Consider the following 25,940-nt stretch of genomic DNA (forward strand, 5'->3'; position numbering starts at 1 on the left):
TCTACCCTACCCGCCTATCCGCTTCAGGGGACGCCGGCACCCGGCGGATCAGTCGGTCACCCAGCACACGGGCACCGCGAGTGACGATCATGTCCAGGGTGGTCGCTCGAGGGTCCAGCCAGTCGTTGGTCTCATCCAGCACCTGCATATCGACACCCGCTGTGCGTAATGGCTGCAAGCGTTCATCTTGCGCGCAGTCGGATGCTACCAGCAACTGGGTATGCTCGGTGTCAGTGCCGCCGAGCAGGCTGGCTGCAAGACTCTGCGAAGCCAGGGCCTCATGCAGCTTCTCGTTCATGCGCAGACCCGCAAATTCGTGAATTCCGTTACCCTGCTTGCCGGGTCTCCGTGGAAACAGGAATCGGAAGGTATCCTTGCAGATGCCCTGCTGCAGAGTCTGCATCTGCGCCAGCCATTGCTCACCGGACAACACCGGGTCCCAGTAATAGCGGACATTGATCGGCCATTCATCCAGATTGGTTCCGGCGGCCAGCAGGGCTCCGGTGCGGAAGGCCACGATATCGATCGATGTCGCCTGGGTCGTCAGCAAACCGGCAGCATCGTGAATATCATCAAGCCAGGCTTGCAGATCGTCTAGCGACTCGGCATCAGCACTGGAATTGCCGGTACCCGTCCAGTCGAATCTCAGCAGGGTATAGCCCAGGCGAGAGAAATTCTGCATCAGGCTGCGCATCGGGCGCTGCGTGCGTCGCTGTTCATTGCCCAAAGGCGGAATCAGCAACAGGCCTCGCCCATTGTCCTTGTCGGGGGGTGGCTTCTGCAGCAAGGTATACAACTGCCGTCCACCACGATTGATGAAGGCAGGCGCAGGGGGTGGCACGCGGCGAGTCACCCCTTCTCCCTGAACAAGCCCGGCCAGCAAGGACACGGTATCCAGAAAGAAGAAGTCGCGGGTGGACACCCTGAACTTCAGCTGTTGCTGAATCTCGGCGATGGCACGCACTGCCAGCAGTGAATCACCACCCAGCGAGATGAAACTGTCATCCACACCGATTTCCGGCAGACCCAGCACCTTGCTCCAGATCTGACACAGGGCCCGTTCCACATCATTGCCCGGGGGCACATGACCGGCACTTCTGACGGCTTCCCCACAGGACGGATCAGGTAATGCCTGACGATCGATCTTGCCATTGATGGTCTTCGGAAACTGTGGCATGAAGCAGTAGCGTGAGGGCATCATCCAGACAGGCAACAAGGCCTGCAGATGAATGGCAACATCCACGGCCTGCAGCGCGCCATCGGCGCTTGAGACATAGGCGAACAGCTGCCGCTGTTCCTCCTGCTCGACCACGCAGACCAGCGATTCACTGACTCCCGGGCAGGCATTGATGGCGTTCTCGATCTCGCCTGGCTCGATACGATAGCTGCCCACCTTGATCTGATGGTCGATTCGACCGGCATAGGCGATATTGCCATCTTCCAGCCAGCGTGCCAGGTCCCCGGTTCGATAGAGTCTGGCACCCGTCTGACCGGAAAGAGTATCGGGAACAAAGGCTCTGGCGGTCTGCTCGGGACGATTGAGATAACCTTCGGCCAGCGCACTCCCGCCGATGTGCAATTCACCGGTTTCGCCGGGGGCAAGTTCCCTGCCCTGGGGGTCGAGGATATGGGCACTGTAGCCCGGCAGCGGCTTGCCAATGGGCAGGGCATCGCCCTGCCAACCGGCTGGCGGCACGAACACGGTAGCCGTCACGGTGGTTTCGGTAGGTCCGTAGGCATTGGCCCAGAGCACGTCCTGCCGTGTCAGCCCTTGTCAGCGCTGGTAGTGTTCCGGCGACACCTTCTCGCCGGTGACGACCATCAGGCGCAGACTGGCCGGCGAAGACACACCGCTTGCCACCATCAGATCCACCCATTCATGCCAGTAGCCGGTGGCCAGGTGCACCGCGCTGACTCGGTAGCGTTCGATGATGTCACTCAGTTCGATCTGGGCGTCACTGAGCGACGCAGGACGCAGTACCACGGTGCTCCCGATACTCAAGGGCGGGAAGATCTCCTCGATGCTGATGTCGAAACTCAGGGTGGCAAACTGCAGCGTGCGATCTTCCGGCTGCAACTTGTAGACCTGCACATCGGCGCTGCAATAGCACCGCAGTGCGCCGTGCGAGATCGGCACCCCCTTGGGTTGCCCGGTGGAGCCCGAGGTGTACATGATGTAGGCCCGATCCGTCTCGGCCAACGGTGGCCAGTCGCGATCCTCCCGACGGGCTTCGGCATTCTGCAGCAGTTCCTCGGCATGCAGCACTACCGGCCCTGCCGCTGCGGTGGGCTCGGTCTCAGGACAGCGCACGCGCGCCAGATCGGCCGTCGTGAGCACGATGACATCACGGCATGCCGCCAGATGATGCAGACGGCCAGCGGTGGCATCGTCTGTCACGATGCAGCGCACGGCGGCGTCCTGCAGCATGTATTCGATACGATCGTTGGGAAAGGCCGTGTCGATGGGAACGAACACGCAACCGGCCCGCAGCGTCGCCAGCATGGCGGCAATGGTTTCAATGGAGCGTGGGCACATCAACGCCACCGATTGCCCGGCGAGCAGGCCACGATCAGCCAGCCGGCCTGCCATGCGTCGGCTCAGCTGATCAAGCTGCGCATAACTCATCGCCCGCTCCTCGTGCACCAGCGCAACGGCCGCCGGTCGAAGCTGACACTGCTTGTCAAAATCCGTCAGGAAGCTATTCATTGCTTGCGCGCGGACAGGCTGTTTGCCATGCGGATGATGTCGACTTCATCGAGCTGCTGATGCAAAGGCAGGGCCAACAGTGATTGCTTGTACTGCCGGGCTACCGGAAATTCGGCCCAGTCTATCCGAGATGACAGATGCTGCCACCAGTTGAATGCCTCGATGTCATCGGCGGCAAGCCGCTTCACCCACTCACCGGGATTCGCCACGCTCACCAGAAAATACAGGGGGCAGGCCCCTTCCGGCAGTACCCGATGCACCGGCCTCAAGCCGTCCATCTGATCCACCAGCCGAAGCCAGTGGGCGTGATTGGCGCGTCGTCGCTGGCGAATATCCTTGCCGTCCGCCGTTTTCAGCAATCGTTGGCTGAAGGTCGAGATACCATACCCGTACACCGGCACCGCCGCGGCACCTTCCACATCCGGGGTCAACCACCGCTCTGCCGGTACGATGCCTGTGCGGCGCATCAGCTTGACCAAGACTGCCGGAATGCTCCAGCCGGCAATGCTCAGGTATCTGGCCACCGACCGGATACCCACTCGCCGACTGGCGCGAGCTCCCTGCTGGAAAGACCAGGCCAGGCGGCTCACCCAGGCCAGGAGCGACAAACCATTGGCCGGCTGGCGGCTCTCCGAGCGTAACGGGTGCTTGCTCAGCAAGGCACCGCCCTCGGTCAGTGGCAGACTCTTGCGCATGCTGAAGATGGCATAATCCCCCGCCTGCCCCACCGCCCTGCCCGCCTGCTCGGTGAACAGTGCATGGGCACAATCCTCGATCAGCGTGACACCCCGAGCCTGACACAGGGCTGCGATCGCCTCGACCTCCGGCTGTGCAAACCCCAGGTAATGCGTCAGCAGCATCACACGGATGTCCGGTTGCGCATTCAGAATGCGTTCGATCTCGTCATGACTGATACTGAAATCCGTACCGATGTCATAAAAGCGGAATTCACAGGCCAGCTGCTCGAAAGGCCCGAGTTCGGCACCGCAGCAATAGGCGGGCAATAGCACACAGGCCCCGCGTTCCAGTTGCCGATCGAGCAGGGCTGCATGAATGGCAGCACTGCCGTTGTACGTGTAGCGTCTGCGCGAATCAGGCCAATGAAGCAGGAAGGGTTCATCGCTCTGCTTCACTCTGTACAGATCAGAACAAGACAGTGTCGGCGTCATGCTCACATGACCGGCACGGAAATACTGTTGCAATCGTCTTATCAACTTATACTCGCAGGCTCAGCTTCGACTATCCGCATATCCGCCATGTCTCTACCCGTATTGACCATCAGTCCTGAAGTACAGACAGCCCTGAGCAGCAACCAGGGTATTGTCGCACTGGAGAGCACCATCATTACCCATGGCATGCCCTACCCTCAGAACAGGGATACGGCCATGGGTGTGGAGCAAGCGGTCAGAGACAGTGGTGCCATACCGGCGACCATTGCCATCCTTGATGGTCAGATCATGGTCGGCCTGGATGAAGAACAACTGGAAACCCTGGCCAGGTCCAGCAATGCCATGAAACTGTCCCGCGCCGACCTTGCCATGGCTCTCGCCCGCAAGGCCATGGGTTCCACCACCGTGGCCGCGACCATGATCATCGCACATCTGGCAGGAATCAAGGTGTTTGCCACTGGCGGCATCGGTGGTGTTCACCAGGGCGCCGAGCTGAGTTTTGATGTGTCCGCCGATCTGCAGGAACTGAGTCGAACGCCAGTCAGCGTCATCTGTGCCGGTGCCAAGGCCATTCTCGATATTCCCAAGACACTGGAAGTTCTGGAGACGCTCGGCGTCCCCGTCTTGGCTTATGGGCAGGATGAGGTGCCGGCATTCTGGTCACGCAGCAGCGGCCTGGCGGCACCTCTGCGTGCCGACAAGGTGTCTGAAATCGTGGACTTCCTGCAGGCTCGAGACTCCTTGCAGATCAGTGGCGGCGTTCTGGTCACCAACCCCGTCCCGGCCGAGGCCGAGATTCCGCAAGCCGAGATGCAGACCTTTATTGCGCAGGCAATCGAAGAGTCACAGGCTGCCGGCATCAGTGGCAAGGCGGTCACGCCGTGGCTGTTGGGCCGCATCGTCGAGATCACCGAAGGCCGAAGTCTGGTGACCAATCAGGCTCTGATCATCAACAATGCCAGACTGGCAGCCGAACTGGCGGTGGCTCTGAGCCAGCGCTGATTCGACAAGCGGCAGGCAACCTTCGGCCTTTGCCTGCCGAGCCATGAGCATCGCTGCTGACAGACAGGCGCCGGTTGTCAGGACTGCCCAAGGCCAGCCCGAAAACGACGCTCTGCCTCACCACTATCCAGCGCCTCGCGCATGAGTTCACCCGCCTCCGACAGAGTGCCGGCGAGTCCGCGGGCCTGCGCGATTACCGCGCCGGCGTAGATCAGGGAATCTCTGGCAGGTCCGGTTTCCCCCGCCAATGCCGCCAGACCAAGGCGGGCAGCCTCACTGGCAATTTCACGGGCGAATTCATTACCCGGCGCCTTGACCGAGCGAATGGAATCGTCCGTCAGATGTTCCGGCAGGGCAATGGCTCTCTCCTTCTGGTTGATGCCCAGATCGCCCGGCTCGATGTCCACCTGTTCAAGCGCCACACCATCCACGCTCGTGAAATATCGTGCTGACTGCGATAGCGACGGCACCACACCGCCTTCCACGCCTCTGACCAGAATGGAGCTGACAAAACCGCCAGCCTTCGCCAGCATGGCATAGATAGGGGGATAGGGCTTGTGCACGAACCCAGTCACCAGATGGCTGGCTGACAGGGGAACCAGACTTCTGACCGCCACCTCGATGGTGGTCAAGCAGGGACGTTTGACAATGCGCGTTCGCAGGTCGGTCAGCGCTGCCAGTTCAGGCGCCAGTTCCTGCTGGGACAGATAGGCCCAGCCACAACCCGGATCTTCCAGCCTGACAGCGGCGGCCTGCCGATCAATGCTCGTATCCATCCCCGCCTGGCGGAGAATCATGGCGTGCGAGGCGCCGAACTTGGGCCCCATGGCATCCACCCCGTGCGTCAGTGTCGGCAGCGAGCAGGCAGCCAGCAGCGCAGGCAGAAACGGCGCTACCGGCACGCCACGCAGGTAACCGTCATAGGGATCGACGATGGTCAGCAACTGATCCACCTTGACCGTCATAGGGGTGATTCCGTCGTGGATTGCCTCGAGAATTCCGGTAAGCTCCTCATCGGTTTCCCGCTTCATGCGCAAGGCAATCAGAAAGATGCCGGCCTGCACCTCGTCTGCCCGGTTCTCCAGCAGCAGTCGCATGGCGCGTCTGGCCTCGTCGGCTGACAGATCCTTGCTCAGCGTGGGACCGGTGGCTATGCGCTGCAATACCTCACGCATGATGTCGGCGTCGGTCATGGAATCGGTTTCTAAGGCTGGCATGATAGTGATCAAGTCTCTCGGATTACCAAAGGTCCGCAATGATGCAGCGGAAAAGTACACCTTGAAACCATGTTAACCGAGCCGAAGCAACATAAGAGTCAAAGACAGTGAATCAAATCGAGCAACAGGGTTCTCAGAATTTCCCCGCCTTTCTCGACATGGGCGGACGTCGTATCGTGCTGGTCGGCGGTGGCCCCAATGCCGAGCGAAAAGCCGTTCGGCTGATCGGTCATGGAGCGCACATCGATGTGATTGCACCGCAACTGTCCGAGAGCCTCATGGCTTCTGTCAAGGAACATCAGCTCAATCATGTCGAACGGACCTGGCAGGCCAGCGACTTCGAAGGAGCCTGTCTGGTGGTCGCGGCCAGCGATGACCGACAGAGCAATGTTGCCATAGCAGAAGCTGCCAGAACGGCCGGTTGCTGGGTCAATGCGGCCAATCAGCCCGAGATCAGCAATTTCCTGATTCCCTCACTGGTGGACCGTTCGCCCCTGCTGATAGCGGTGTCCAGCAGTGGCACATCGCCGGTACTGGCAAGATTGCTGACCGCTCGCATCGATGCCTTCCTGCCACATACCTACAGTGAGCTGGGCAAGCTTGCCGATCGCTACCGGGAACGGATCCGCGAATCGATCGGCAACTGGCGTCAGCGCAGACGTTTCTGGGAACGCCTGCTCAACGGTCGACTGGGTGAACTGATCCTGCAGGGGCGCCTGACAAATATCGACGAAGCGCTGGAACAGGCCATACGCGAACACGATGGCGAGCAGCTTGATGGCGAAGTCTACCTGGTGGGCGCAGGCCCCGGCGACCCCGACCTGCTGAGCTTTCGCGCCCTGCGACTGATGCAGCAGTGCGATGTCGTTCTGTACGACCGACTGGTATCAGAACCGATCATGGCCCTGGTCAACAGCGCGGCCGAGAAGGTGTATGTCGGCAAACAGAGAAGCAACCATGCGGTACCTCAGGAGTCCATCAATTCGCTGCTGGTCACTCATGCCCGGGCCGGCAAACGTGTTCTGCGTCTCAAGGGAGGCGACCCGTTCATTTTCGGTCGCGGCGGCGAAGAAATCGAAACACTGGCGGCAGAAGGTATTCCCTTTCAGGTGGTGCCCGGTGTGACGGCGGCGGCCGGTTGCGCCAGCTATGCTGGCATACCGCTGACTCACCGTGATCATGCGCAGTCCTGCCTGTTCGTCACCGGCCACCTGAAGGACGGCTCGGTGAATCTCGACTGGCCGGCACTGACCCGTGCACAACAAACGGTGGTGATCTACATGGGTCTGGAAGGCTTGCCGGTCATCTGCCAGCAACTGATCAGACACGGGCTGCCCGCGACTCATCCCATTGCCATCGTCTCACAGGGCACACTGAGCAATCAGCAGGTGATCACCGGGACGCTGGATTCCCTGCCGGATCTGGTGGCAGCCAGTGAATCCGTCAAGGCACCCACGCTGATCATCATCGGCAATGTGGTTTCCTTGCGTGAGAAGCTTGCCTGGTTCGAAACCCGTACCTGAGCCATACCGATCATCTACCCAACTCTGCAGACTCATGGCCACTGACGATCCAACGATAATGCCTGCTGGCGAACACCGCCTGATACCGCTGGCCGAACTGAAAGCCGGCATCCCCTGCCGCGTGGAGCACCAGGGCAAGGGCGTGTTGCTTTGCCTGGTGGACAATGTCGTACACGCCGTGCACGACACCTGCACACACGAAGACATTTCCCTGTCACTGGGCGTGCTGTGCGAACACCGCCTGCGCTGCCCCCTGCATGGCAGTGAATTCGACATCCGTACCGGCAAGGTGCTGGATGAGCCGGCGGAGATTGACCTGCCGGTCTACGAGGTTCAGGTAGTGGACGGCTGGGTGTGTCTGTGACAAATGAGTGATCGTGCGCCCCCTCACAACGGATTGCGGTTGCGCATGTGATCCGCAAAGGCGGCAAGCCTTGCCTCGACTTCTGTACGTAGTTCCTCGTCAGCCACATGCTCCTGCAAAGACTTGTGCATGCACAACATCCAGGCGTCGCGCTCGGCCGGACCGATCGGAATGTGCAGGTGCCGCCGCCGCATCATGGGCTCGCCGTACAGCTCTCGATACCTGTCCGGCCCATCGAAGAATCGGATGAGGAATGCGACCAGACGACTGCGAACGTCGTCAATTTCCATCTGATGCAGCGAGTGGATATGCGCCGCTTCCGACAGTTTCTCCATCCACTCGTACATGCTTGTGACAATGGCCTGAATGCCGCGCTCTTCGCCGAGTCTTTGATATAGCGTGGGGGAGTCAGTCATGTTGGCGCAAATCTTCGGGACGTGGGCATAGGGTACCCTTCTTCAGACCTTCTTCGTGGTCACGGAAGGTGAACAGGCATTCCTGCGTCACGCCATCCGGAGACGGATGGGCTGGCTTTGGATTGAAATCCGGCACACGAGCACGTGTCCAATCAATCAAGGCTTCTCGGGCGTAGTTCCAAGGGTGGGCTTCACTGTACGGGCTGTTTTCAAGGTAGTACTTCAGCGCTTCAAGTTCGGCTGGATGCAACTCGTACAACCCCAACAGCCTCAATGCCATTGGATATTTACTTCCTCTCAATGCCATCGTGAAAGCCGTTTGATGATTTCTGAATCTCTCACTCGCTTCCGGCACAAGGTCCACTGACGGATCAGCTCCATGATTCAGCAGATACTCGAAAGCCTCGAAATTCCACAGATATACAGCGCATGCAAGTGGCGTCCTGCGATCAGAGTGACCTACGTCCCAGAATGCATTCGTCGACGCACCATATTCAATCAACAGTTCGAGAAAACGACTACTGCGATCATCGATAGCGGTGCATACCGCATGATCGCCAAGATCACGGCCCAGAATGGCTTCCGGGTCAGCTCCATTCTCCAAAGCTTGTTTCGCAGCTGACAGATCCTTTGCTCTCAGACTTTCCAGCAATATTCGATCATTGGATTGGTCATTGCTTGTAGTTGTGGCACATCCTACGCTGGACAGCATGATCATCAGCAAAGCGCAGCACAGTTGCGATACAGACATTCTTACCTCTTATTTGATTCGTAAATTCAATTTCATGGCGAGCAATTGAACTCTTTCAGAGACTCCAACACATGAATCACTGCGTTCATTGAGTGCCAGATGAGTGGAAAAAAACCCTCGCCGAAACTCTCAGCTTGTGCATGGACATTATTGACCCATGGAATATCAGGATTGGGAATTTCTGTAAATCTTCCGGGTGCTGTCTGAAGATCATGAAATACACCCAGCTCATCTGCCCGCTCCTGCAAGACCGTTACAGGGTCATAATCGGTATGCAGGTGTCTGATGTAGGCGTCCGCTTCCCTGTACTCATCCTCCAAGCCATAAGCTGCGGCAGTTCCCGGCTGCAGAGCAGCGGTATTGAAAATGGTTGCCTGTCTTTGAGTTCCCAAAGCAGCAATCGACGCCAATCCGCCACCAAGGGAATGGCCTGAAAATTCAATTTGGCGGCCAGGTAGCTCTTTGACCACATCCCGGCCCAAATTCAATGCCAGATCATATTGCCTGGTTTTCTCCGACGCGGCTTGAGCGAAACTGTTAGGCCAGTCATCACCCACGTTATCCGTTCCACGAAAAACCAGAATATACCGGTCAGGATCAGCCGGGTCTTGATAGAGTTCCGCATTGAATCCCTCATCGTCAAATCGGTCATTACTCATGCCGACTTCGGCCGGCGACACCAATCGGAACGCCGGTTCACAACTCAGACCACCATAGGCGCAACGGGACAGTAGAGCCATGTCCAGATCATCTTCCAACTGTTCGCACGTCAACCCGGCAGGCAAACCGCAATAGCGTCTCATGTCATGCCAGAAAGGCAGAGTCGCCCCTTGTTGTTCTCCATCCGATGACTTCGAACGAATACCGTGCCGCTCCGTTTTCAGAGACTGCTTGACGCTGTGTTCGAACTGAACAACGACGGCGGGGTCGAGGTCGCAGGGTGAATCACCATGACCCAAGGCAGCTATCCGGTCGTGTGAGAAGCTGTCTGTATTATCCGGATAATCACCCGCGAAACATGGCTGCAGCTGACCGGCAAACTGACGCTCGATGATGTCGGCCAGAGTAGTCTTGCCGATCTTCAGATCGCGGACCTCACCCAGCCTGTCCGTACTCATCGAGATTGGTACATCACCTCTGGGATGCGGATAGATTCCCGTATAGCGGGTGCGCCCCGGTTCTGACTCTGGTTGATCGCTCGACAGTGTCATGCCGCGCAACAGCGATACGACGGCGTCGTCCATCGGCGTCAGGCCCGGGTCCGGGATATCCTGCGATGAATCGTGACTACCCTGCTCGGCTGCAGCCGACTCGACAAGGGATACCGATTCATCCTCTTTCGCAGGCTTGTCACCGGAACCATCAATCCACCAGGGTGACGAGGCGTCAGGCAAGCAGTTGTCGCAACTGATGAACGCCGTCCCGTTACCAGGCGCAGTCTCATCCGGCTTCCAGCGATACTCGGTCTTGCGCCCGTCAGCGTAAGTGACAGATGCCTGCCTGGTAGCTACCGCAGACTCTTCAGGCAGTGGGTCCTCAGGTACTTCTGCAGCTGGCACCGGGTGACGTTCTATCTCCAGCCCGTTGATTCCACCACCTTCCACCCACGCAATACCTCGCCCCTGATCATCGTATTGCCACTCACTGATGCGATCATCGGCCGTGGACTGGCGTCGCGTCATGTGGCTGGGCCAATCCACATCGGCGTAGACATAGCCGATGCTGTCCCCATCGGGATAGCGAACACCAATCAGATTGCCGTTCTCCCCGTGGTTGTACTGAATGATGTCGCCACCTGGCAGCTGCACCGCGGCAAGAGAACCGGCTGGCTGTGCAATCTGGCCATTGCCGTACTCGGGCAATGCTGGCACACCGGGCACATAACGGAAGCTCAGACTCTCTCCCTGTCGATCCGTGACCGTGTCAAGCTTGCCGTTCCGATACCGGAGAGTCAGCGCCCCTGTGCGCTCGCCAAGCTCCATTCGCACCAGATACGATCCCTGAAAGATCAGACGTCGTCCATCGGTGAGAGACCAGACACTGCGCTCTCCCACCTGCAGAAAACCATCGCTGGCCTGCTCGGCCACGAACAGGTCGGTTTGCGTGCCGGGTGCCCGGTGAAAACGGATCAGACGACCATCACTCTGCACGATATCCATCCGCTGCGCACCGACACGCGACAATACAACCTGATAACTGTGCCGCCAGCCCGCTCCGATACCGAGATCGTAATCGCTCAGCGAACTGTTGTAGTGACGGGCCAGCGCCAGCCCCGAGTTCGGTGACTGATAATCAAGCTCGTATTGGTACTTGTTGCCACTGACCACATCGATGGGGTTGCCGACCTGGTGCGGGACATCCGGTTCGTGGCGGGAACTGCCCGGAGCAGATTCGACGCCGCAGGAAGGCGCACCAGCATCCGGCAACAGACAGCTTGCCGGTGGTGCGGCACCTGCCGGCTCGTCACCGGGTCCGGCAATCGTGTGCACGGGTGCGCACAAGGCCACCGTCAACAGGACACGCAGACAGAGACGTGTCAGCAAACATCGAACAGCACCTGTCGCTATCCGCTCGTCGCCAGTTGTGGCTGGAGATCTGTCGTATGGCATTGACCATCCCTGTACTGTGCAACCTGGTCACCTTCCGTGTACCAGTAAAGATTCCGCCTTGCAGGCAGTGTCGATGAGATCTGTCGACCACCCTGCCGGTCTCCGGGAATTCACGAGAACGAGAGTGAGTCACCGCCTGAGCGAATGGCCCCGGCGGCCAGTCATGGTAGCCACATCGGCCCGGAGCTGTCTTTTACGCTCGTCTCACTTCTGACAATTCACTGCCTGCGAACCGCCATGATGCCAACGGAGGACTCAGCTGCCGGGCAGATTCTCATCCCGGAATGTCGCCTCGATCTTGTTGCCGTCGGGATCTCTCACGAAACAGCCATAGAAGGCCGCACCATATTCCGGCCTGGGTCCCGGTGCACCCTCTTCGGTTCCTCCAGCAGCCAATGCCTCTGCATGAAACAACTGCACCTCTTCTCGAGACGCGGCAATGAAGGCAATGTGCACGCCATTGCCAGCACTGGCCGGCTTCTCATCGCCCGGCAACGCGATCCAGAATTCCGGGAACTGTCTGCCGTAGCCGGCCGCAATACCGTCGAGCGTTTCCAGACGGACGATGCCCAGCGTCGCCAGAGTCGCGTCATAAAAACGCAGTGCCCTGTCCGGATCGTTGGTTCCAAGAGATACGTGAGACAGGATGCCTGGGTTCTGTTCGCTCATGCCGTGATTCCCTCTGTGTCAGTCCGGTAGCAGGCCCATGACTTTCAGTGCGAAGGCCTGCTCCAGAGCCGTATCGGCCAGCGACGCATACCGCCCCGCTTCCCCGAAATGACCGCCCTGCATCTGGGTCTTCAGCATCAGTTCCGTCGAATCGGAACGCAGCTGCCGATGCCTGGCTACCCATTTGGCCGGCTCCCAGTATGTCACGCGTGAGTCACTGATACCCGCAGTGACCAGCATCGGTGGATACGCCCGGGCCTGTACATTGAGATAAGGACAATACCGGCGGATGTCCTCGAAGGCATTCTCATCGAGCAATGGATTGCCCCACTGCGACCATTCACCGGGAGTCAGCGGCAGCGTGTCGTCCAGCAGAGTGTGCAGTACATCGACGAAGGGCACATCCGCCACCGCCGCGCCCCACAGTTCGCTTTCCTGATTGAGCGCAGCACCCACCAGCAAGCCGCCGGCTGAAGCTCCGGACAACACGATTTTCCCGACTGCGGTGTAATGCTGCGACACCAGATACCGGCCGACGCAAATCAGATCGTCGATACTGTGCTGCTTGCCGCCGAAGCGCGCTGCCTCATACCAGGCTCTGCCTTTTTCCTGACCGCCGCGTACGTGCGCCGTCGCATGGACAAAACCGCGGTCCACCAGCGACAGCATGTTGCCGGCAAACGAGGCAGGTATGGACGAACCATAGGCGCCATAGCCGCTCAGCCAGCACGGTGCAGATCCATCAATGCGGGTATCACGGTGGTACAGCACCGTCACGGGAATCAGCTCACCATCCAGCGAAGGTGCATTCAGACGCCTGACCACATACGCCGACGCATCATGACCGCCGGGTATTTTCTGTTCCTTCAGCAGGCAACGTTCGCCCGACGCCATATCGAACAACCAGGTCTGCTCGGGTGTCGATGGAGACTCGTAGCCGAAGCGAAAACGCTGTTCATCGAACTCCAGCAGCGGCTCCAGGCTCATCGAATAGGCCTCTTCCTCGAAAGCGATGCTGGCGATCCGGCAGGCACTCGAGTCGAGTTGCGTGACATCCTCACCTGACGCACTCGCCCCCGGACTGCGGGTGTAGCAGATACGTGGCAGAGCATCTTCGCGCTCGATCCACATGATCCAGTCCCGATAGGCGTAGACATCCAGCACCATGCAACCATCCCTGGCTGGCAGCCACTCCCGCCAATACTGCCGGGAGGGGGTTGCGCAGGGAGCCTGCATGACCTTGAAATCACTGGCTCCATCGGCGTTGGTGAGTATCAGAAAACGATCCGCCTGATGTTCGACACTGTATTCCAGGGATGCACTGCGTGCCTCAATGAGTACCGGGCTTGCAGTGATATCGGTACAGGGGACATACCAGACCTCACTCTGGTCATCCGTATCGGAAGAGATGAAGACATAGTCTCCCGACAGGCTGGTCCAGACGGAACAGGCAAAGCGCGGGTCCGGTTCTTCGTATACCAGTGCATCGTCCGATGAGTCGCTGCCCAGAACATGCCTGTATACCCGGTTGGCACGCAGATCCTCATCCATTCTCGTATAGAACAGATGCTGCGCATCACCCCAGCAGAGGGAGTCGACATCCGCAATGGTATCGCGATCCTCACCGTTGTTCAGATCGCGAACCCTTGCGACGTGGCGCTCGGCACCGCTTGTGTCCACCGTCCAGGCCAGCCAGGCATGATCCGGACTGTATTCCACCTCACCAGGCGAATAGTAGGCATGCCCCCGCGCCTCCACATTGAAGTCAAGCAGAAGATGCGGCTGCTCATCCGCCAGTCGCTTCTGCCGCCAGTAGCTCGCATGTTCGTCATCGCCCTGATAGCGCTCGAAATAGGACCATGGCCCTTCGGCATCCGGTAGTGAGTCATCATCGGCCTGAATGCGCCCACGCATCTCGGCCTGCAGAGTGGCCTGCAGCTGAGTTGTCTCTGCCATGCGCGTTTCACACCAGGCGTTTTCGCTGAGCAGATACTGTCTGATTTCCTCCGGCAGCAGCTCGGGGTCATTCACGCAGGCCTGCCAGTCTTGCGCGCGCAGCCAGTGGAAGTCATCGGTCCAGCGTACACCGTGCAGCTCGTGTTCGACCGGAACAGGCCTTGCCAATGGAGGACTCAAGACAGCACCAGGGCATCGCCTACCAGATGGTGAAGACTGGTCACCTCTACCTCACTCAGATCATGCAGGGGCAATACGCTGGTCAATTGCGTCTTGCAGATGGCACAGATGGCCGCCAGATGGGTCACCTTGTCCTTGTCGACCACCGCCCTGAGCGCCTGCGCCCTGGGCAAGGAGCCGGCGATTCGTACGTCCATCATTTCATCGGTGAGCAGGCCACCGCCTCCGCCGCAACAGAAGGTCTTCTGGCGAACGGTGTCACGACTCATTTCCACCAGGCTCGGCACACTGGCCGCCAGCAACTCCCGGGGAATGGTGAACTGCCCGTCCGGCTTATCTCCCATACCTGCCCCACGCGCCACATTGCACGAATCGTGAAAGGTCACGACCTTGCCCGCATTGCGCTGCGGGTCCAGCTGGATGACACCACTGCGCCAGAGCTGATGAGTAAGCTCGCAGACATGTTCGACGCGCGCGTGCTGCGGGTCGAGAAAGTCCATTGGTCCCACCAGGGTATCCAGAAAGCTGTAGGCAACTCGCCAGGCGTGACCGCATTCCCCGATGACGATGCGCGAGACTCCCAGATCAATGGCTGCCCGCCGAACACGTATCGCGATATCGCGCATGTGCTCGTGGTGTCCGGTAAACAGGCCGAAGTTCGCAGCCTCCGACGCCTCGGAGCTGAACGTCCAGCGAATGCCGGCCTGATGCAGCACCTTGGCATAACCGATCAGACCGTCGACATGAGGCTCGGCAAAGAAGTCGGCCGATGGCGTGACGACCAGCATATCGGCACTGGCATCATCGAGCGGCAATCGTATTGCAACCCCGGTATCATCGAGAATATCCTCTTCCAGACTTTCCAGCACATCGGCCAGCGCCGGCGCCTTCATGCCCAGATTGTTGCCGACGCGCTTGACCTTGCCGATGATCTCCTGCGAATACTGCTGACCCAGGCCGATACTTGCCAGAATCTCGCGTCCGGCCATGGTCACTTCACTGGTATCGATGCCCTTGGGGCAGAACACCGTGCAGCGGCGACATTCCGAGCACTGATGAAAGTAGGTATACCAGTCATCGAGCATGGACTTGTCAAGGTCACGGGCGCCCACCAACCAGGGAAAATGGCGGCCGGCGAACGTGAAGTAGCGCCGATACACCGAACGCAGCAGATCCTGTCTTGCCACCGGCATGTTTTTCGGGTCATGGGAACCCAGAAAATACTGGCATTTGTCCGTACAGGCACCGCACCGAGTACAGCTGTCCAGAAACACCCGCAGGCCACGGCGCGACGCCACCAGCTCTCCGAGCCGTTCGATGGCACGGTTCTGCCAGTCAGGCACCAGAGTACCGGGCAGATCAAGCGCCTCCTGCACGTCCGGCCGTGCCACGGTGCCACGCTGCTCCGCCATCGCCCCTTCCTGAATCAGGGGGATGACCCGATAGCGTCCGACCACCGGAGGTTCCGTACTTGCGTTGCGCGTCTCTGCCGTATTCATGCCCGCGGATCGCGCTGATTGAAGCTGGGGCTGAACAGCACACCAGCGCCATGCAGCAATTTGCTGATCGGAAAGATCAGGATCAACAGCAGTGCCAGTCCCAGGTGCAGCCACAGACCGGCCTGAACGGGCAAGCCTTCCGTGTTGAAGGTCAGAGCACCGCGCAGGAACACACCAACGGCATGCAGATCGCTGGGCCAGAGCCGTTTCAGTGCAGCGCCCGACAAGGCGATGCACAACAGCAGCACGAGGTGCAGATAGTCACTGGGTGCCGAAATGTAGCGCAACCGGTCGACCCGGAAACGGCGCAGCAGCAGAACGCTCAATCCGATCACCATGGCCAGAGTCGCCCAGCCACTGATGCGAATGAAGGGCAGCAGCCACAGTGGCAATTGCTCGAACAGCAATCGCAGGTGCACCATCAGCACCAGCAACAAGCCGTAGTGAAAGGCCATGCTGGCCAGCCAGGTAGTCGGGTTGGCTCGAGCCAGTGATCTGAACAGCAGGAATTCGAGAAGCAGGCGCCCCGCCACCGCCAGACGCGTACGTGGCGCAGGAGCCAGAGGAATGGGCAAAGGGGATGGCGTCCGGGCCCACTGCAGCAGGCGCCAGCTTGTCGCCAGCAGCAACCACAGGAATGCGGCGCTGAACAACCAGGATGGCAGGACGTCAGACACAACCGGTGGGCTTGGGCAGACCCGCATACCGGCAAGCCTGCTTGGCCGGACCCCGTGGAAACAGCTCGTACAGATACTTGCTGTTCCCCTTTTCACGTCCATAGCGCTTGCCGATCTGCTTGGTCAGAATCCGGATAGCCGGCGCAATGTCGTAGTTCTCGTAGTATTCCTGCAGAAAGTGGAGGACTTCCCAGTGAGCCTCGGTCAACTGGATATCATCAGCGGCAGCCAGCTCGTTCGCCAGCTCCGGCGTCCAGTCGCTGCGGCGTCGCAGATAACCTTCGTGATCGGTCTCCAGAGTGTCTATCAGTGCGCTCATGTGTCTAATGGTCAAGGGTATTCGCTAGTCGGGCCCGGCAAGTGTTGCGCAAGAGGCGCAAGCGTGCCACGGGGTCAACTGGCCAGCTTCAGCAGCACGTCCACCAGCTCGTCCGATGTTCCCAGATAATTGGTGATGCGAATGTCCATGTCCGGGTACTGCGCCTGCTTGATCGCCACCTGCTCGGGAATGTCATCGACGACATGGGTGCCTCGGGCCAGAAAATACGGTACTACCTGGACACTGGTGGCGCCACTGGCAATACACAACTCGATACCGTCCGGAATCAGCGGATCGGCCAGTTCCAGAAAGGCATGCTGTACCAGCCCGAAGTCGTCTCCGGCTCTGGCAGCCACACGCATTGCCAGCTGTGCGATTTCCTCATTGGACTCGGCTCGGCGGCTGCCGTGGGCCACCAGAAGTAATGCTTTCATGACTCTCGCCCCTTGTATCTCTTGAATGAAAACCGATCCGTCGCAACTACCGGGCAAACGCTCGGTACCAGCTCGACAGTGCGGATCGTCCTTGATACGTAAACGGGCACCATTCGGTCGTCACCCTTTCTGCCGAGCCTCGTCACGCAATGCAGAAACGGCATTGGCGTGACCATCAAACCCTTCATAGCTGGCAAAACGGTGCGTATGGGGTGCCATTTCCGCATAACCACCGGCTGTCATATGGCCCACCGAACAGGTCTTGATGAAATCATGGACGCCCAATGGGGAATGCGTCCGCGCAGCACCCGATGTGGGCAGCACGCAGTTGGGCCCCATCATGTAGTTGGCAATGGAGCCGGCGGCGTGTTCACCGAGCAGGATTTCACTGGCATTGCGGATATGCGCCAGATGCTCGTAGGGGTTCTTCGACAGCACCTGACAGTGCTCGGGGGCGTAGTCGTTGATGAATTCGTAGGCTTGCTCCCGGGAGCTGGCCAACACGATGCCGCCGCGTTCACCACTGAGAACCGTGGACGAATAAGCAGCCAGGGTGTCATTCTGACTATCCCAGTAGCCGGGCACGGCAGCGCGAATGGCCTGTGCCAGCTCTGCATCCCAGGTGACGAGAAAGGCGCTGCTGTCGGGTCCGTGCTCGGATTCGATGGTCATGTCCAGTGCGGCAATCAGCGGATTGGCCGTCTCATCAGCCAGCAGAATGGTCTCGCTGGGGCCGGCCGGCAGGCCGGGATCGATACGGCCGGCCAGCACACGTTTGGCGGCAACCAGCCAGGGACTGCCGGGTCCGACGATCTTGAAGCAACGCGGAATGGTGGCCGTGCCGAATGCCGCAGCAGCAACCGCTTGCGCACCACCAGCCTTGTACACCTGTTCCACCCCTGCCAGACGTGCAGCAACCAGCGTGGCTGGATCCACACGGCCATCCGCACCGGGCGGCGTCAGAATGATGGGGTTCGGTACACCGGCCACCGCCGCCGGCACCGCCGTCATCAGCGTTACTGACGGAAAGGAGCCCTTGCCACGCGGGGAGTAACAGGCCACGGAATCGATGGGTGTGGCGCGCTCACCCACCAGCACACCGGGACGAATCTCCTTCATCCACATTTCCGGGGGACGCTGCGCTTCGTGGAAACGCCGAATGTTGTCTGCCGAGTATTCCAGCGTCTCGATCATGGCCCGGTCGACCTCGTCGAAGGCCCGGTCGATATCGGCCGTGGTGGCAGCAATGGCATCGACTGCCAGCGACTCGGCACCGTCGAATTCACGTCCGAACCGTGCCAGGGCTTCATCCCCTTCGACCCTGACGGCTTCGATGATGGGTCCGACGCCCTCGATGAAACGATCCAGATCGTCTTCGGCGCGACTCAGCAGTCGGTCGCGATCATCGCGGGACAGGGAGTCCAGTTCGTGCAGGGCAACAGCAGGATAGTTTCGGGCAGACATGACTCGGTATATGACATCTGGCAGGGCAGCCCGAAGTATACCTTGTCAGGCACGCCGGCTTGCGTTCACTGCGCTTGGCGAACCATGAACCTGCGCCTCATTCAGCCAGTCTGTGGACAACAGCAGTTCACGCCAGGCAGGATTGAAGTACACCAGCCCTTCGACAATACCAGCGGCGTAGTTGCCATTGAGTGCCTGCCCATCAGCCAGAGCCAGACCGCCCTCGGCCTGATAACTGTTATCCAGGGTACCGTTGGTCTCAGCCAGCTTGCGCACGGCTTCGCGCGTGGGCTGGTCGGCATTCTTTACCGTGACCGACGGCAGCTGGCTGGCCAGGGCCGTCACGTCATTGCCGCTGTCACCACTGAAGAGGCAGGCTTCATTGGCAAGGCCCTGCATCTGCCGGACATGTTCGATGGCTTCTCGCTTGGTGGCATGCACAGGCAGGATATCCAGCAGTTGCACGTTCTTCTCCGGGTCGTCGCTGAACACCAGTGAAGCCCGTACCCCCAGCCCCTGCAGATGCGATTCCAGCTGTTGACCCAGCGCTGACGCATCCAGGTCTCGCGGCAGATAGTAGCTGCGCTTGTAGCGTGTCTGCCGATCGGCCTCCTGTGCTTCCATCTGCGTGAAGCTGCCGAGTGATTCGCCAATGCCGGGGCTGTCATAGCCATTCCAGTCCCGGCCGATCAGGTCATGCCAGCCGTCATGCAACTGCCAGCCCCTTTCCCCTGATACGTAAATGCTGGTTCCGACATCGGCAACGATGACATCGGGAATCTGCAGATCGTGCTCTTCGATGGCCTGCAGCACACGATCAAGATCACGACCGGACACATAGGCCAGTATCATGTCGTGGCTGCGCAACAGATGCCACAGCACCGGCCGCGCCAGCGCCGACTCGGGCTGCTCGCCATTGGGTACCAGGGTGCGATCCAGATCCGTACACAGCAGTTTCATCAGGCAGGCTCCGCAGCGCGCTCAGGTGCCTTGCACTCCCCCAGAAAATCGTAGAACTCGATGGCTTCCAGAATGCCGGCGGCGTAGGGCTTGTCCGTAAAGTGAATGCTGGCGCCTTCGGTCAGCTGCGACAACTCCTCGTGCGCGCGATTGCCGACAATGGCCGCCAGGGTATTGCCCCGCATCATGTCCTCATCGGCCCCGGATCCGCCGATGGCGAGGACGCGCTCCAGCGGTATGTTGAACTTCGCCACGACATGCCGCAGCGCCAGCCCTTTCGAGGCACGAATGGGCACGATGTTCAGAAAGTTACCGTGCGAGAAGATGATGTTGACGGCCTGATCTTCCTGAAACAGACGGGCACTGATGTCGTCAACGGAAGGCGCCTTCTCGGCATCGTACAGATAGCTGATCTTGAAATCGCTTTGCTGATCGGCGTCGCGCAAGCCGATGCCGGGCACATCACTCAGTACCCGTCGAACCTGCTGTGGCGTCCACTGCTTTTCGATATGACGTGTCCAGCCGGTGTCCTCGGTCAGCTTCGGAGCAAAGGTGATTTCCGTACCGGCACTGGTGATCAGCACATCCGGCTCGGGGATACCGTGCTTCTTCAGCAGACGCAAGGCCGCATCCAGTCGCAGACCGGTATTGATGCCGAACTTCATGCGCTTGCGATTCTGCCGCACCAGCCGGATCAGTGTCTGCAGGGACTCTTCATCGCCCAGCAGACTGCGATTGAGATCGGTGAACAGGGCCCTGTCGGTGTAGCTCGCACTATAGGATTGGCTGTTATCGATCGCTTCGACGCTGGATTCCTTGCCGGTTATGGAGGACACCATCTTCAGGTATTCCTCGGCATGGGCCGGCCAGCTGTAGTGATGCCGAACCCCCTGCAGACCGGACACCGAACGCGTCTGCCACATCTCCCAGTCACCGATGACATCCTTGATGGCCTGCGCGATGCCTTCCTGCTCCAGAGGGTCGATCAGCAGTCCATTCTCGCAATTGCCGACGATGTCTCGCGGCCCTCCGTCCTCGGTAGCGACAATCGGCAGACCACTGGCTGCGGCTTCGATCAGGGTCAGACCGAAGGGCTCGGTCAGAGCCGGGTTGACGAAGACACCACCTGACAAGGTAGCGAGTCGATACAGGATCGGCACATCATCCGAGCGATGCTGCTTGGGATACGCCACTCGTCCGTAGAGGTCATAACGGTCGATCAGCTGCAACAATTCGGTCAGCACATCCCGTGCACCGACTTCCAGATCATTGAGATCTTCCCGGTTGCCCATGACCACCACCAGATTGGCGCGTTCCTGCAAGGCCTCATCGTTGCCATAGGCATGCAACAGAGCCGCGATGTTCTTGCGGGCATCCGCGCGCGAGACCGCCAGGATCATCGGCTTGTCGGGCTCTTTCAGGAAACGATGAACCTCCTGTGCGATTTCCGACTCGTGCTCCTTGCCCTGTGGTGGCTGGAAACGCGACAGATTGGTGCCCGGTGGAATGACGTGCATGGCCTCCGGGCGGTAGAAGTCATACAGCTCATACTGTTCTTCAATTTCCTGATGCGTACTGGTGATGACCCGCTCGGCCGATGCCAGGGTGGTCTCCTCGGCCGTGATCCGCCGGGCCATGTTGTAGCGCTCATCAATGGTCTGGCTGTCCAGACCACTGGCCAGCAGCCGGTGCCGTTTAACCCGGCCCAGCGAATGCCCCGTGTGGATCAGGGGCAAGCCCATGAGGTACGACACACGACTGCCGATATAGCCGGCATCGGCATAGTGGCTGTGTATCAGATCCGGCGTGACACCCTCTTCGCGGTAATGATCGATCAGATTGTCGACGAAGGAATCCAGATGATCCCAGAGTTGCTCCTTGGCGAGATAATTCAGGCCACCGGCCTCGATGCGCAATATATTGGCATTCTCTGCCAACGCCTCCCTTTCCTGTCCATAGTCATCGGCCAGATGGTCATCGCGAATGAGGCGCGTGACCAGATCTACCCGAGCGACGCCCTCGGCCTCGGCCAGCGCCCGGGCCAGCTCCACCACGTACAACACCTGACCGCCGGTGTCCGCATCGCGCCCCAGTTCCAGTTCATCCGCCCGAATCAGCCCGTGCACACTGATCAGGCAGATATGCAATCCTTTATGTGTTTTCATTCAGCCCTTTTTTTCCGTACCTGTAACCGATGCGATTGGTGCGATGGAAACACCCTCTTGTTGCCTGCCGCCGACGCGTGATTGACCGGCGTGTGCACTATCGTTGTCAACGCAGGGCCCGACGGACTCTCAGCACCATAACATTATGGCTGCAAAGCCCCTGTGGACACCGGCAGGAAAAAATTACAGCGCAGCCAGCAGGCGGACGATACGCTGCCCTGCATCAGTGCATCCCCTCCAGACCCTGTGTACATCAGACATATGGCGCAAGCCCTTGATCAGGAGTATAAGACGCTTCATGAACGCAACAACCACCATGACACCTTCGCACCCCACCGGACCCGGTATCAGACTGGGCATTCTGCAGGCAGGACGCTCCCCCGAGGAACTGCTGGAACATCATCAGGACTACAACCTCATGTTCGAGGACCTGCTGGGAAAGGATGCTTTCGACTATCGGCACTGGCCGGTACTGGACGGCAGATTCCCGGACAGCGTTGATGACGCCGATGCCTGGCTGATCACCGGTTCGCGCTTCGGTGCCTATGAGGATCACGCCTGGATCCCGCCGTTGGAAGAACTGATCAGGGGCATCTACGCGTCCGGCAAACCCATGGTCGGTATCTGCTTCGGACACCAGATCATCGCCCAGGCACTGGGCGGCAAGGTCGAGAAATATTCCGGAGGCTGGTCGGTCGGTCGGGTCGAGTATAAGCTCGACGAGGACGTGTTCGGCACTGGCAACGTTGCCGACGCCAGCTCCCCCGCCCTGCTGGCCTTCCATCAGGACCAGGTGGTAGAGCTACCCAGTGACGCCAGAAACGTGGGCAGCAGCAGTTTCTGCAAACACGCCGCCCTGATTTACGACAACCGGATTCTGACTCTGCAACCTCATCCGGAGTTCGACCGTGACTTCATCGAAGGCCTGTTGCAGACACGAGGAGCAATCCTGCCCGAGGCGATCAGGACACGCGCCGAGCAATCTCTGGACGAACCGATCGATCGCGAACCCGTTGCCTTGATCCTGCGTCGCTTCCTGTCCCGCAACCACGCTTGACCATTCACTTCGAAACAACCACACCCTCCGACTACTCGACACCGCATACCCCACCCTTATGAACACGAATGATTCGTGGATGGATCAACTGCCCGATGCCTTTCATCGCTGGCTCGATGGGCGTAATGTCGACGATGTGGAGTGCGTGATTGCCGATATTGCCGGTACCTCTCGCGGCAAGGCCATGCCCGCCCGGAAGTTTGCGCGTGCCGATGCCATGTACCTGCCAACATCCATTTTCTATCAGACCATCACCGGGGAGTATGTCGACCTGACGGACATGCCTGATCAGTGGACGGAATCGGATCTGGTTCTGACACCTGATTTTTCGGCTGCCACGGCCGTTCCCTGGTCGGCCGACGTGACCCTGCAGGTGGTACACGACGTCTCCTATCAGGATGGCACGCCGGTAGGCATGTCCCCACGCAATGTTCTCAAGCGCGTGGTGAATGCCTATGCGGAAAAAGGCTGGCAGCCGGTGGTGGCTCCAGAGCTGGAGTTCTACCTGACCAAACCGAACATCGACCCGGATCTGCCGATCGAACCTCCCATCGGCAGAACCGGTCGCCAGGGCATAGCCCGCCAGGCCTATTCCATGAGTGCGGTGGAAGAGTACGGACCGGTCATCGATGATATCTACGATTTTGCCGAAGCCCAGGGCTTCGAGATCGACACCATCATCCAGGAAGGCGGTGCCGGACAGATCGAGATCAATCTGCAACACGGTGATCCGGTGCAACTGGCCGATCAGGTGTTCTTCTACAAGCGCCTGATACGCGAGGCGGCTCTGCGCAACAACTGCTTTGCCACCTTCATGGCCAAACCCATGGAAGAGCAACCGGGCAGCGCCATGCACATCCATCAAAGTGTCATCGACACGCGCGATGGCAGCAATCTGTTCAACGATGAACATGACCAGCCATCGAGTCATTTCTACGGATTTCTGGGTGGCCAGCAGGCTCTGATACCGGATGTGCTGTGCATGTTTGCCCCCTATGTGAATTCCTACCGTCGCTTCCGGCGTGATGATTCGGCACCCATCAATCTTGAATGGGGCACCGACAACCGCACCACCGGTATTCGTGTACCGGTATCCAGCCCCGGCAGTCGACGTGTCGAGAATCGGGTGGTGGGCATGGACTGCAACCCCTACCTGGCCATTGCCGCCAGCCTCGCCTGCGGGCTCATCGGCATGACCCGCAACCTGCAGCCACGCGATGCCGTCAAGGGCGATGCCTATTCACTGCCACACGACATCCCGCGCGATCTGCTGCGTGCGCTGGAACTGTTCAGCGCCAATCCGGAGGTGGAAGCACTGCTCGGCAAGGACTTCTGCATGCTGTACCGGGCCATCAAGCATCAGGAGTCGGAGGCCTTTCTGCAGGTCATCAGCCCCTGGGAACGCGAACACCTGCTACTGAACGTCTAGATCATCGCTTGCCATGAAGCTCCTGCATGCGAACGATCGTCGCGGCGAGCATGCGCCCTCCTGGTATCAGGCGAGCTGCAGCACCCGCAGAAGACCCGCTCTCGAACAGAATGTGATTGCCGATGTCTGTGTTGTCGGCGCCGGGTATACCGGCCTGGCGGCCGCGCTGGAACTGGCGGCCAGCGGACATCGAACCGTGGTGCTCGATGCACATCGCATCGGCTGGGGTGCGTCCGGTCGCAACGGCGGGCAGCTGGGCAGCGGCTTCAACAAGGATCAGCTGGCACTGCAGCAACTGGTCGGCCAGTCGGCCGCCCGGGCACTGTGGCAGATAGCCGAAGACGCCAAGCAGCATATTCGGCAGCTGTGCAGGCAGCATTCCATCGACATCGATTACACGCCCGGTATTGTCTATGCACAGCACCGACAGCGGCAGGTCAGTGCTGCCCACGATTACTGCAAGTTGCTGGCACGCGAGTACGGATACGATCGAATGGAGCCGCTGTCGCGTGAACGCGTGCGCGAGCTTGTCGCCAGTGACAACTATCACGGTGGGGTACTGGATCATGGCGCCGCGCATGTCCACCCTCTGAAACTGGCGCACGGACTGGCCAGCGCCGCGGAAGAACATGGCGCTGTCATTCACGAATCGAGTGAGGTTTTGCGGATCACCCCGGCGCGTGCCGGATCGGCCCGACACGTGGTCACGGCAACAGGCAGCGTGCTTTGCGAGAAAGTGGTGCTGGCGGCCAACGGCTATCTGGATGAGCTGCAGCCATCGCTGAACAAGTGGTCCATGCCCATCAACAATTTCATTGTGGTCACGGAAAAACTCGGCGATGCCGGTCGACAGCTGCTGCCACTCGATCATGCCGTGGCGGACTCGCGCTTCGTGGTCAACTACTACCGCCGGGTCGACGATGACCGTCTTCTGTTTGGCGGTGGGGAAAACTATTCCTATCGCTTTCCCGATGACATCGCACGTTCCGTCCGGCGTGCCATGCTGAAGGTCTTTCCCCAACTCGAAACAGCGGCCATCGACCATGCCTGGGGAGGAACCCTGGCCATCACCCGCAATCGTCTGCCGTTTCTGCGGCAGCTGGACCCCAATACCTATGCCGCTGGCGGGTATTCGGGGCATGGCCTGGCCCTGGCCCCCATGTATGGCACAGCCATCGCGGAGCATATCAATGGGGAAGCGGAGCGATTCCGGCAATTGTCGGCACTTCCAGCCGCCGCCTTTCCTGGTGGTACCGCCAGTCGTCCTGCCCTGCTGGCGCTGGCCATGAGCGCCTATTCCTGGCTTGATCGACTGTGATCGACAACGCGTGCCAGAGTCCGGTCCGCCTTGCGACGCCATAACCAACATGCGA

The 25,940-nt window shown here is 59.6% G+C and carries 21 protein-coding genes and 1 pseudogene; 6 read left to right on the forward strand and 16 right to left on the reverse strand.

All coding sequences use genetic code 11. The annotated features are described in order from the left end of the window. Position 1: 1 nt before the first annotated feature. The 3 genes and pseudogenes from ACUNV4_RS15640 to ACUNV4_RS15650 form a co-directional block, all read right to left on the reverse strand. On the reverse strand, positions 2-1,177 hold the full coding sequence (locus tag ACUNV4_RS15640; protein WP_430879607.1) for a phosphopantetheine-binding protein: 1,176 nt from the start codon (positions 1,175-1,177) through the stop codon (positions 2-4). Further along, positions 1,157-2,707 (reverse strand): annotated as a pseudogene (locus tag ACUNV4_RS15645) (amino acid adenylation domain-containing protein); the annotation flags it as partial. The gene ACUNV4_RS15640 and the pseudogene ACUNV4_RS15645, both read right to left, overlap by 21 nt. Continuing rightward, the gene (locus ACUNV4_RS15650; protein WP_430879518.1) at positions 2,704-3,840 is read right to left on the reverse strand and encodes a DegT/DnrJ/EryC1/StrS family aminotransferase; all 1,137 of its coding nucleotides are present in this window, start codon (positions 3,838-3,840) and stop codon (positions 2,704-2,706) included. The gene ACUNV4_RS15650 and the pseudogene ACUNV4_RS15645, both read right to left, overlap by 4 nt. Before the next feature lie 123 nt (positions 3,841-3,963). Here ACUNV4_RS15650 and ACUNV4_RS15655 point away from each other — a divergent pair, with 123 nt between their 5' ends. Next, positions 3,964-4,878: a pseudouridine-5'-phosphate glycosidase gene (locus tag ACUNV4_RS15655; protein ID WP_430879519.1), complete on the forward strand. Its 915-nt coding sequence runs from the start codon at positions 3,964-3,966 to the stop codon at positions 4,876-4,878. A gap of 77 nt (positions 4,879-4,955) precedes the next feature. On the opposite strand, the gene ACUNV4_RS15660 is transcribed toward ACUNV4_RS15655, so the two are convergent. After that, a complete protein-coding gene (locus tag ACUNV4_RS15660; protein WP_430879520.1) occupies positions 4,956-6,095 on the reverse strand; it encodes an anthranilate phosphoribosyltransferase in 1,140 nt (379 codons plus the stop codon). A 116-nt stretch (positions 6,096-6,211) separates the two neighbouring features. Between ACUNV4_RS15660 and cysG the strand changes: the two genes are divergently transcribed. Together cysG and ACUNV4_RS15670 are read left to right on the forward strand one after the other, a co-directional pair. Continuing rightward, the gene (gene cysG, locus ACUNV4_RS15665; RefSeq protein WP_430879608.1) at positions 6,212-7,618 is read left to right on the forward strand and encodes a siroheme synthase CysG; all 1,407 of its coding nucleotides are present in this window, start codon (positions 6,212-6,214) and stop codon (positions 7,616-7,618) included. A gap of 34 nt (positions 7,619-7,652) precedes the next feature. Then, positions 7,653-7,982, forward strand: coding sequence for a Rieske (2Fe-2S) protein (locus ACUNV4_RS15670; RefSeq protein WP_430879521.1), 330 nt, complete (start codon positions 7,653-7,655; stop codon positions 7,980-7,982). 23 nt (positions 7,983-8,005) lie between these two features. On the opposite strand, the gene ACUNV4_RS15675 is transcribed toward ACUNV4_RS15670, so the two are convergent. The 12 genes from ACUNV4_RS15675 to ACUNV4_RS15730 form a co-directional block, all read right to left on the reverse strand. Continuing rightward, a complete protein-coding gene (locus ACUNV4_RS15675) occupies positions 8,006-8,398 on the reverse strand; it encodes a globin domain-containing protein (protein ID WP_430879522.1) in 393 nt (130 codons plus the stop codon). Beyond that, complete coding sequence (locus ACUNV4_RS15680) at positions 8,391-9,149, reverse strand: ankyrin repeat domain-containing protein (protein ID WP_430879523.1); 759 nt, start codon at positions 9,147-9,149, stop codon at positions 8,391-8,393. The genes ACUNV4_RS15675 and ACUNV4_RS15680 overlap by 8 nt, the downstream gene beginning before the upstream one ends. Positions 9,150-9,181: 32 nt before the next feature. Further along, positions 9,182-11,692, reverse strand: coding sequence for a DUF6531 domain-containing protein (locus ACUNV4_RS15685; RefSeq protein ID WP_430879524.1), 2,511 nt, complete (start codon positions 11,690-11,692; stop codon positions 9,182-9,184). 321 nt (positions 11,693-12,013) lie between these two features. Beyond that, positions 12,014-12,427, reverse strand: coding sequence for a VOC family protein (locus ACUNV4_RS15690; RefSeq protein ID WP_430879525.1), 414 nt, complete (start codon positions 12,425-12,427; stop codon positions 12,014-12,016). Between the two features lie 18 nt (positions 12,428-12,445). Then, positions 12,446-14,551, reverse strand: a complete 2,106-nt coding sequence (locus tag ACUNV4_RS15695) for a S9 family peptidase (RefSeq protein ID WP_430879526.1) — start codon at positions 14,549-14,551, stop codon at positions 12,446-12,448. 8 nt (positions 14,552-14,559) lie between these two features. Next, a complete protein-coding gene (dsrK, locus tag ACUNV4_RS15700) occupies positions 14,560-16,062 on the reverse strand; it encodes a sulfate reduction electron transfer complex DsrMKJOP subunit DsrK (RefSeq protein ID WP_430879527.1) in 1,503 nt (500 codons plus the stop codon). Then, positions 16,059-16,739, reverse strand: a complete 681-nt coding sequence (locus tag ACUNV4_RS15705; RefSeq protein WP_430879528.1) for a respiratory nitrate reductase subunit gamma — start codon at positions 16,737-16,739, stop codon at positions 16,059-16,061. The genes dsrK and ACUNV4_RS15705 overlap by 4 nt, the downstream gene beginning before the upstream one ends. After that, entirely contained in the window at positions 16,732-17,058 is a 327-nt protein-coding gene (locus ACUNV4_RS15710; RefSeq protein WP_430879529.1) for a TusE/DsrC/DsvC family sulfur relay protein, read from the reverse strand. The genes ACUNV4_RS15705 and ACUNV4_RS15710 overlap by 8 nt, the downstream gene beginning before the upstream one ends. Positions 17,059-17,132: 74 nt before the next feature. Next, complete coding sequence (locus ACUNV4_RS15715; RefSeq protein ID WP_430879530.1) at positions 17,133-17,492, reverse strand: sirohydrochlorin chelatase; 360 nt, start codon at positions 17,490-17,492, stop codon at positions 17,133-17,135. A 120-nt stretch (positions 17,493-17,612) separates the two neighbouring features. Next, positions 17,613-18,956, reverse strand: coding sequence for a histidinol dehydrogenase (gene hisD / locus ACUNV4_RS15720; protein WP_430879531.1), 1,344 nt, complete (start codon positions 18,954-18,956; stop codon positions 17,613-17,615). Between the two features lie 45 nt (positions 18,957-19,001). Then, positions 19,002-19,916, reverse strand: coding sequence for an HAD-IIB family hydrolase (locus ACUNV4_RS15725; protein WP_430879532.1), 915 nt, complete (start codon positions 19,914-19,916; stop codon positions 19,002-19,004). Then, entirely contained in the window at positions 19,916-22,081 is a 2,166-nt protein-coding gene (locus ACUNV4_RS15730) for an HAD family hydrolase (protein ID WP_430879533.1), read from the reverse strand. Before ACUNV4_RS15730 ends, ACUNV4_RS15725 begins: the two co-directional genes overlap by 1 nt. Positions 22,082-22,379: 298 nt before the next feature. Between ACUNV4_RS15730 and ACUNV4_RS15735 the strand changes: the two genes are divergently transcribed. The 3 genes from ACUNV4_RS15735 to ACUNV4_RS15745 are packed head-to-tail and all read left to right on the forward strand — an operon-like array spanning position 22,380 to position 25,885. Continuing rightward, entirely contained in the window at positions 22,380-23,138 is a 759-nt protein-coding gene (locus ACUNV4_RS15735; RefSeq protein WP_430879534.1) for a type 1 glutamine amidotransferase, read from the forward strand. A gap of 58 nt (positions 23,139-23,196) precedes the next feature. Continuing rightward, a complete protein-coding gene (locus ACUNV4_RS15740; protein ID WP_430879535.1) occupies positions 23,197-24,567 on the forward strand; it encodes a glutamine synthetase family protein in 1,371 nt (456 codons plus the stop codon). A 13-nt stretch (positions 24,568-24,580) separates the two neighbouring features. Next, the gene (locus ACUNV4_RS15745; protein WP_430879536.1) at positions 24,581-25,885 is read left to right on the forward strand and encodes an NAD(P)/FAD-dependent oxidoreductase; all 1,305 of its coding nucleotides are present in this window, start codon (positions 24,581-24,583) and stop codon (positions 25,883-25,885) included. Positions 25,886-25,940: the final 55 nt, after the last annotated feature.

It is taken from the genome of Granulosicoccus sp. 3-233, from assembly GCF_052681095.1.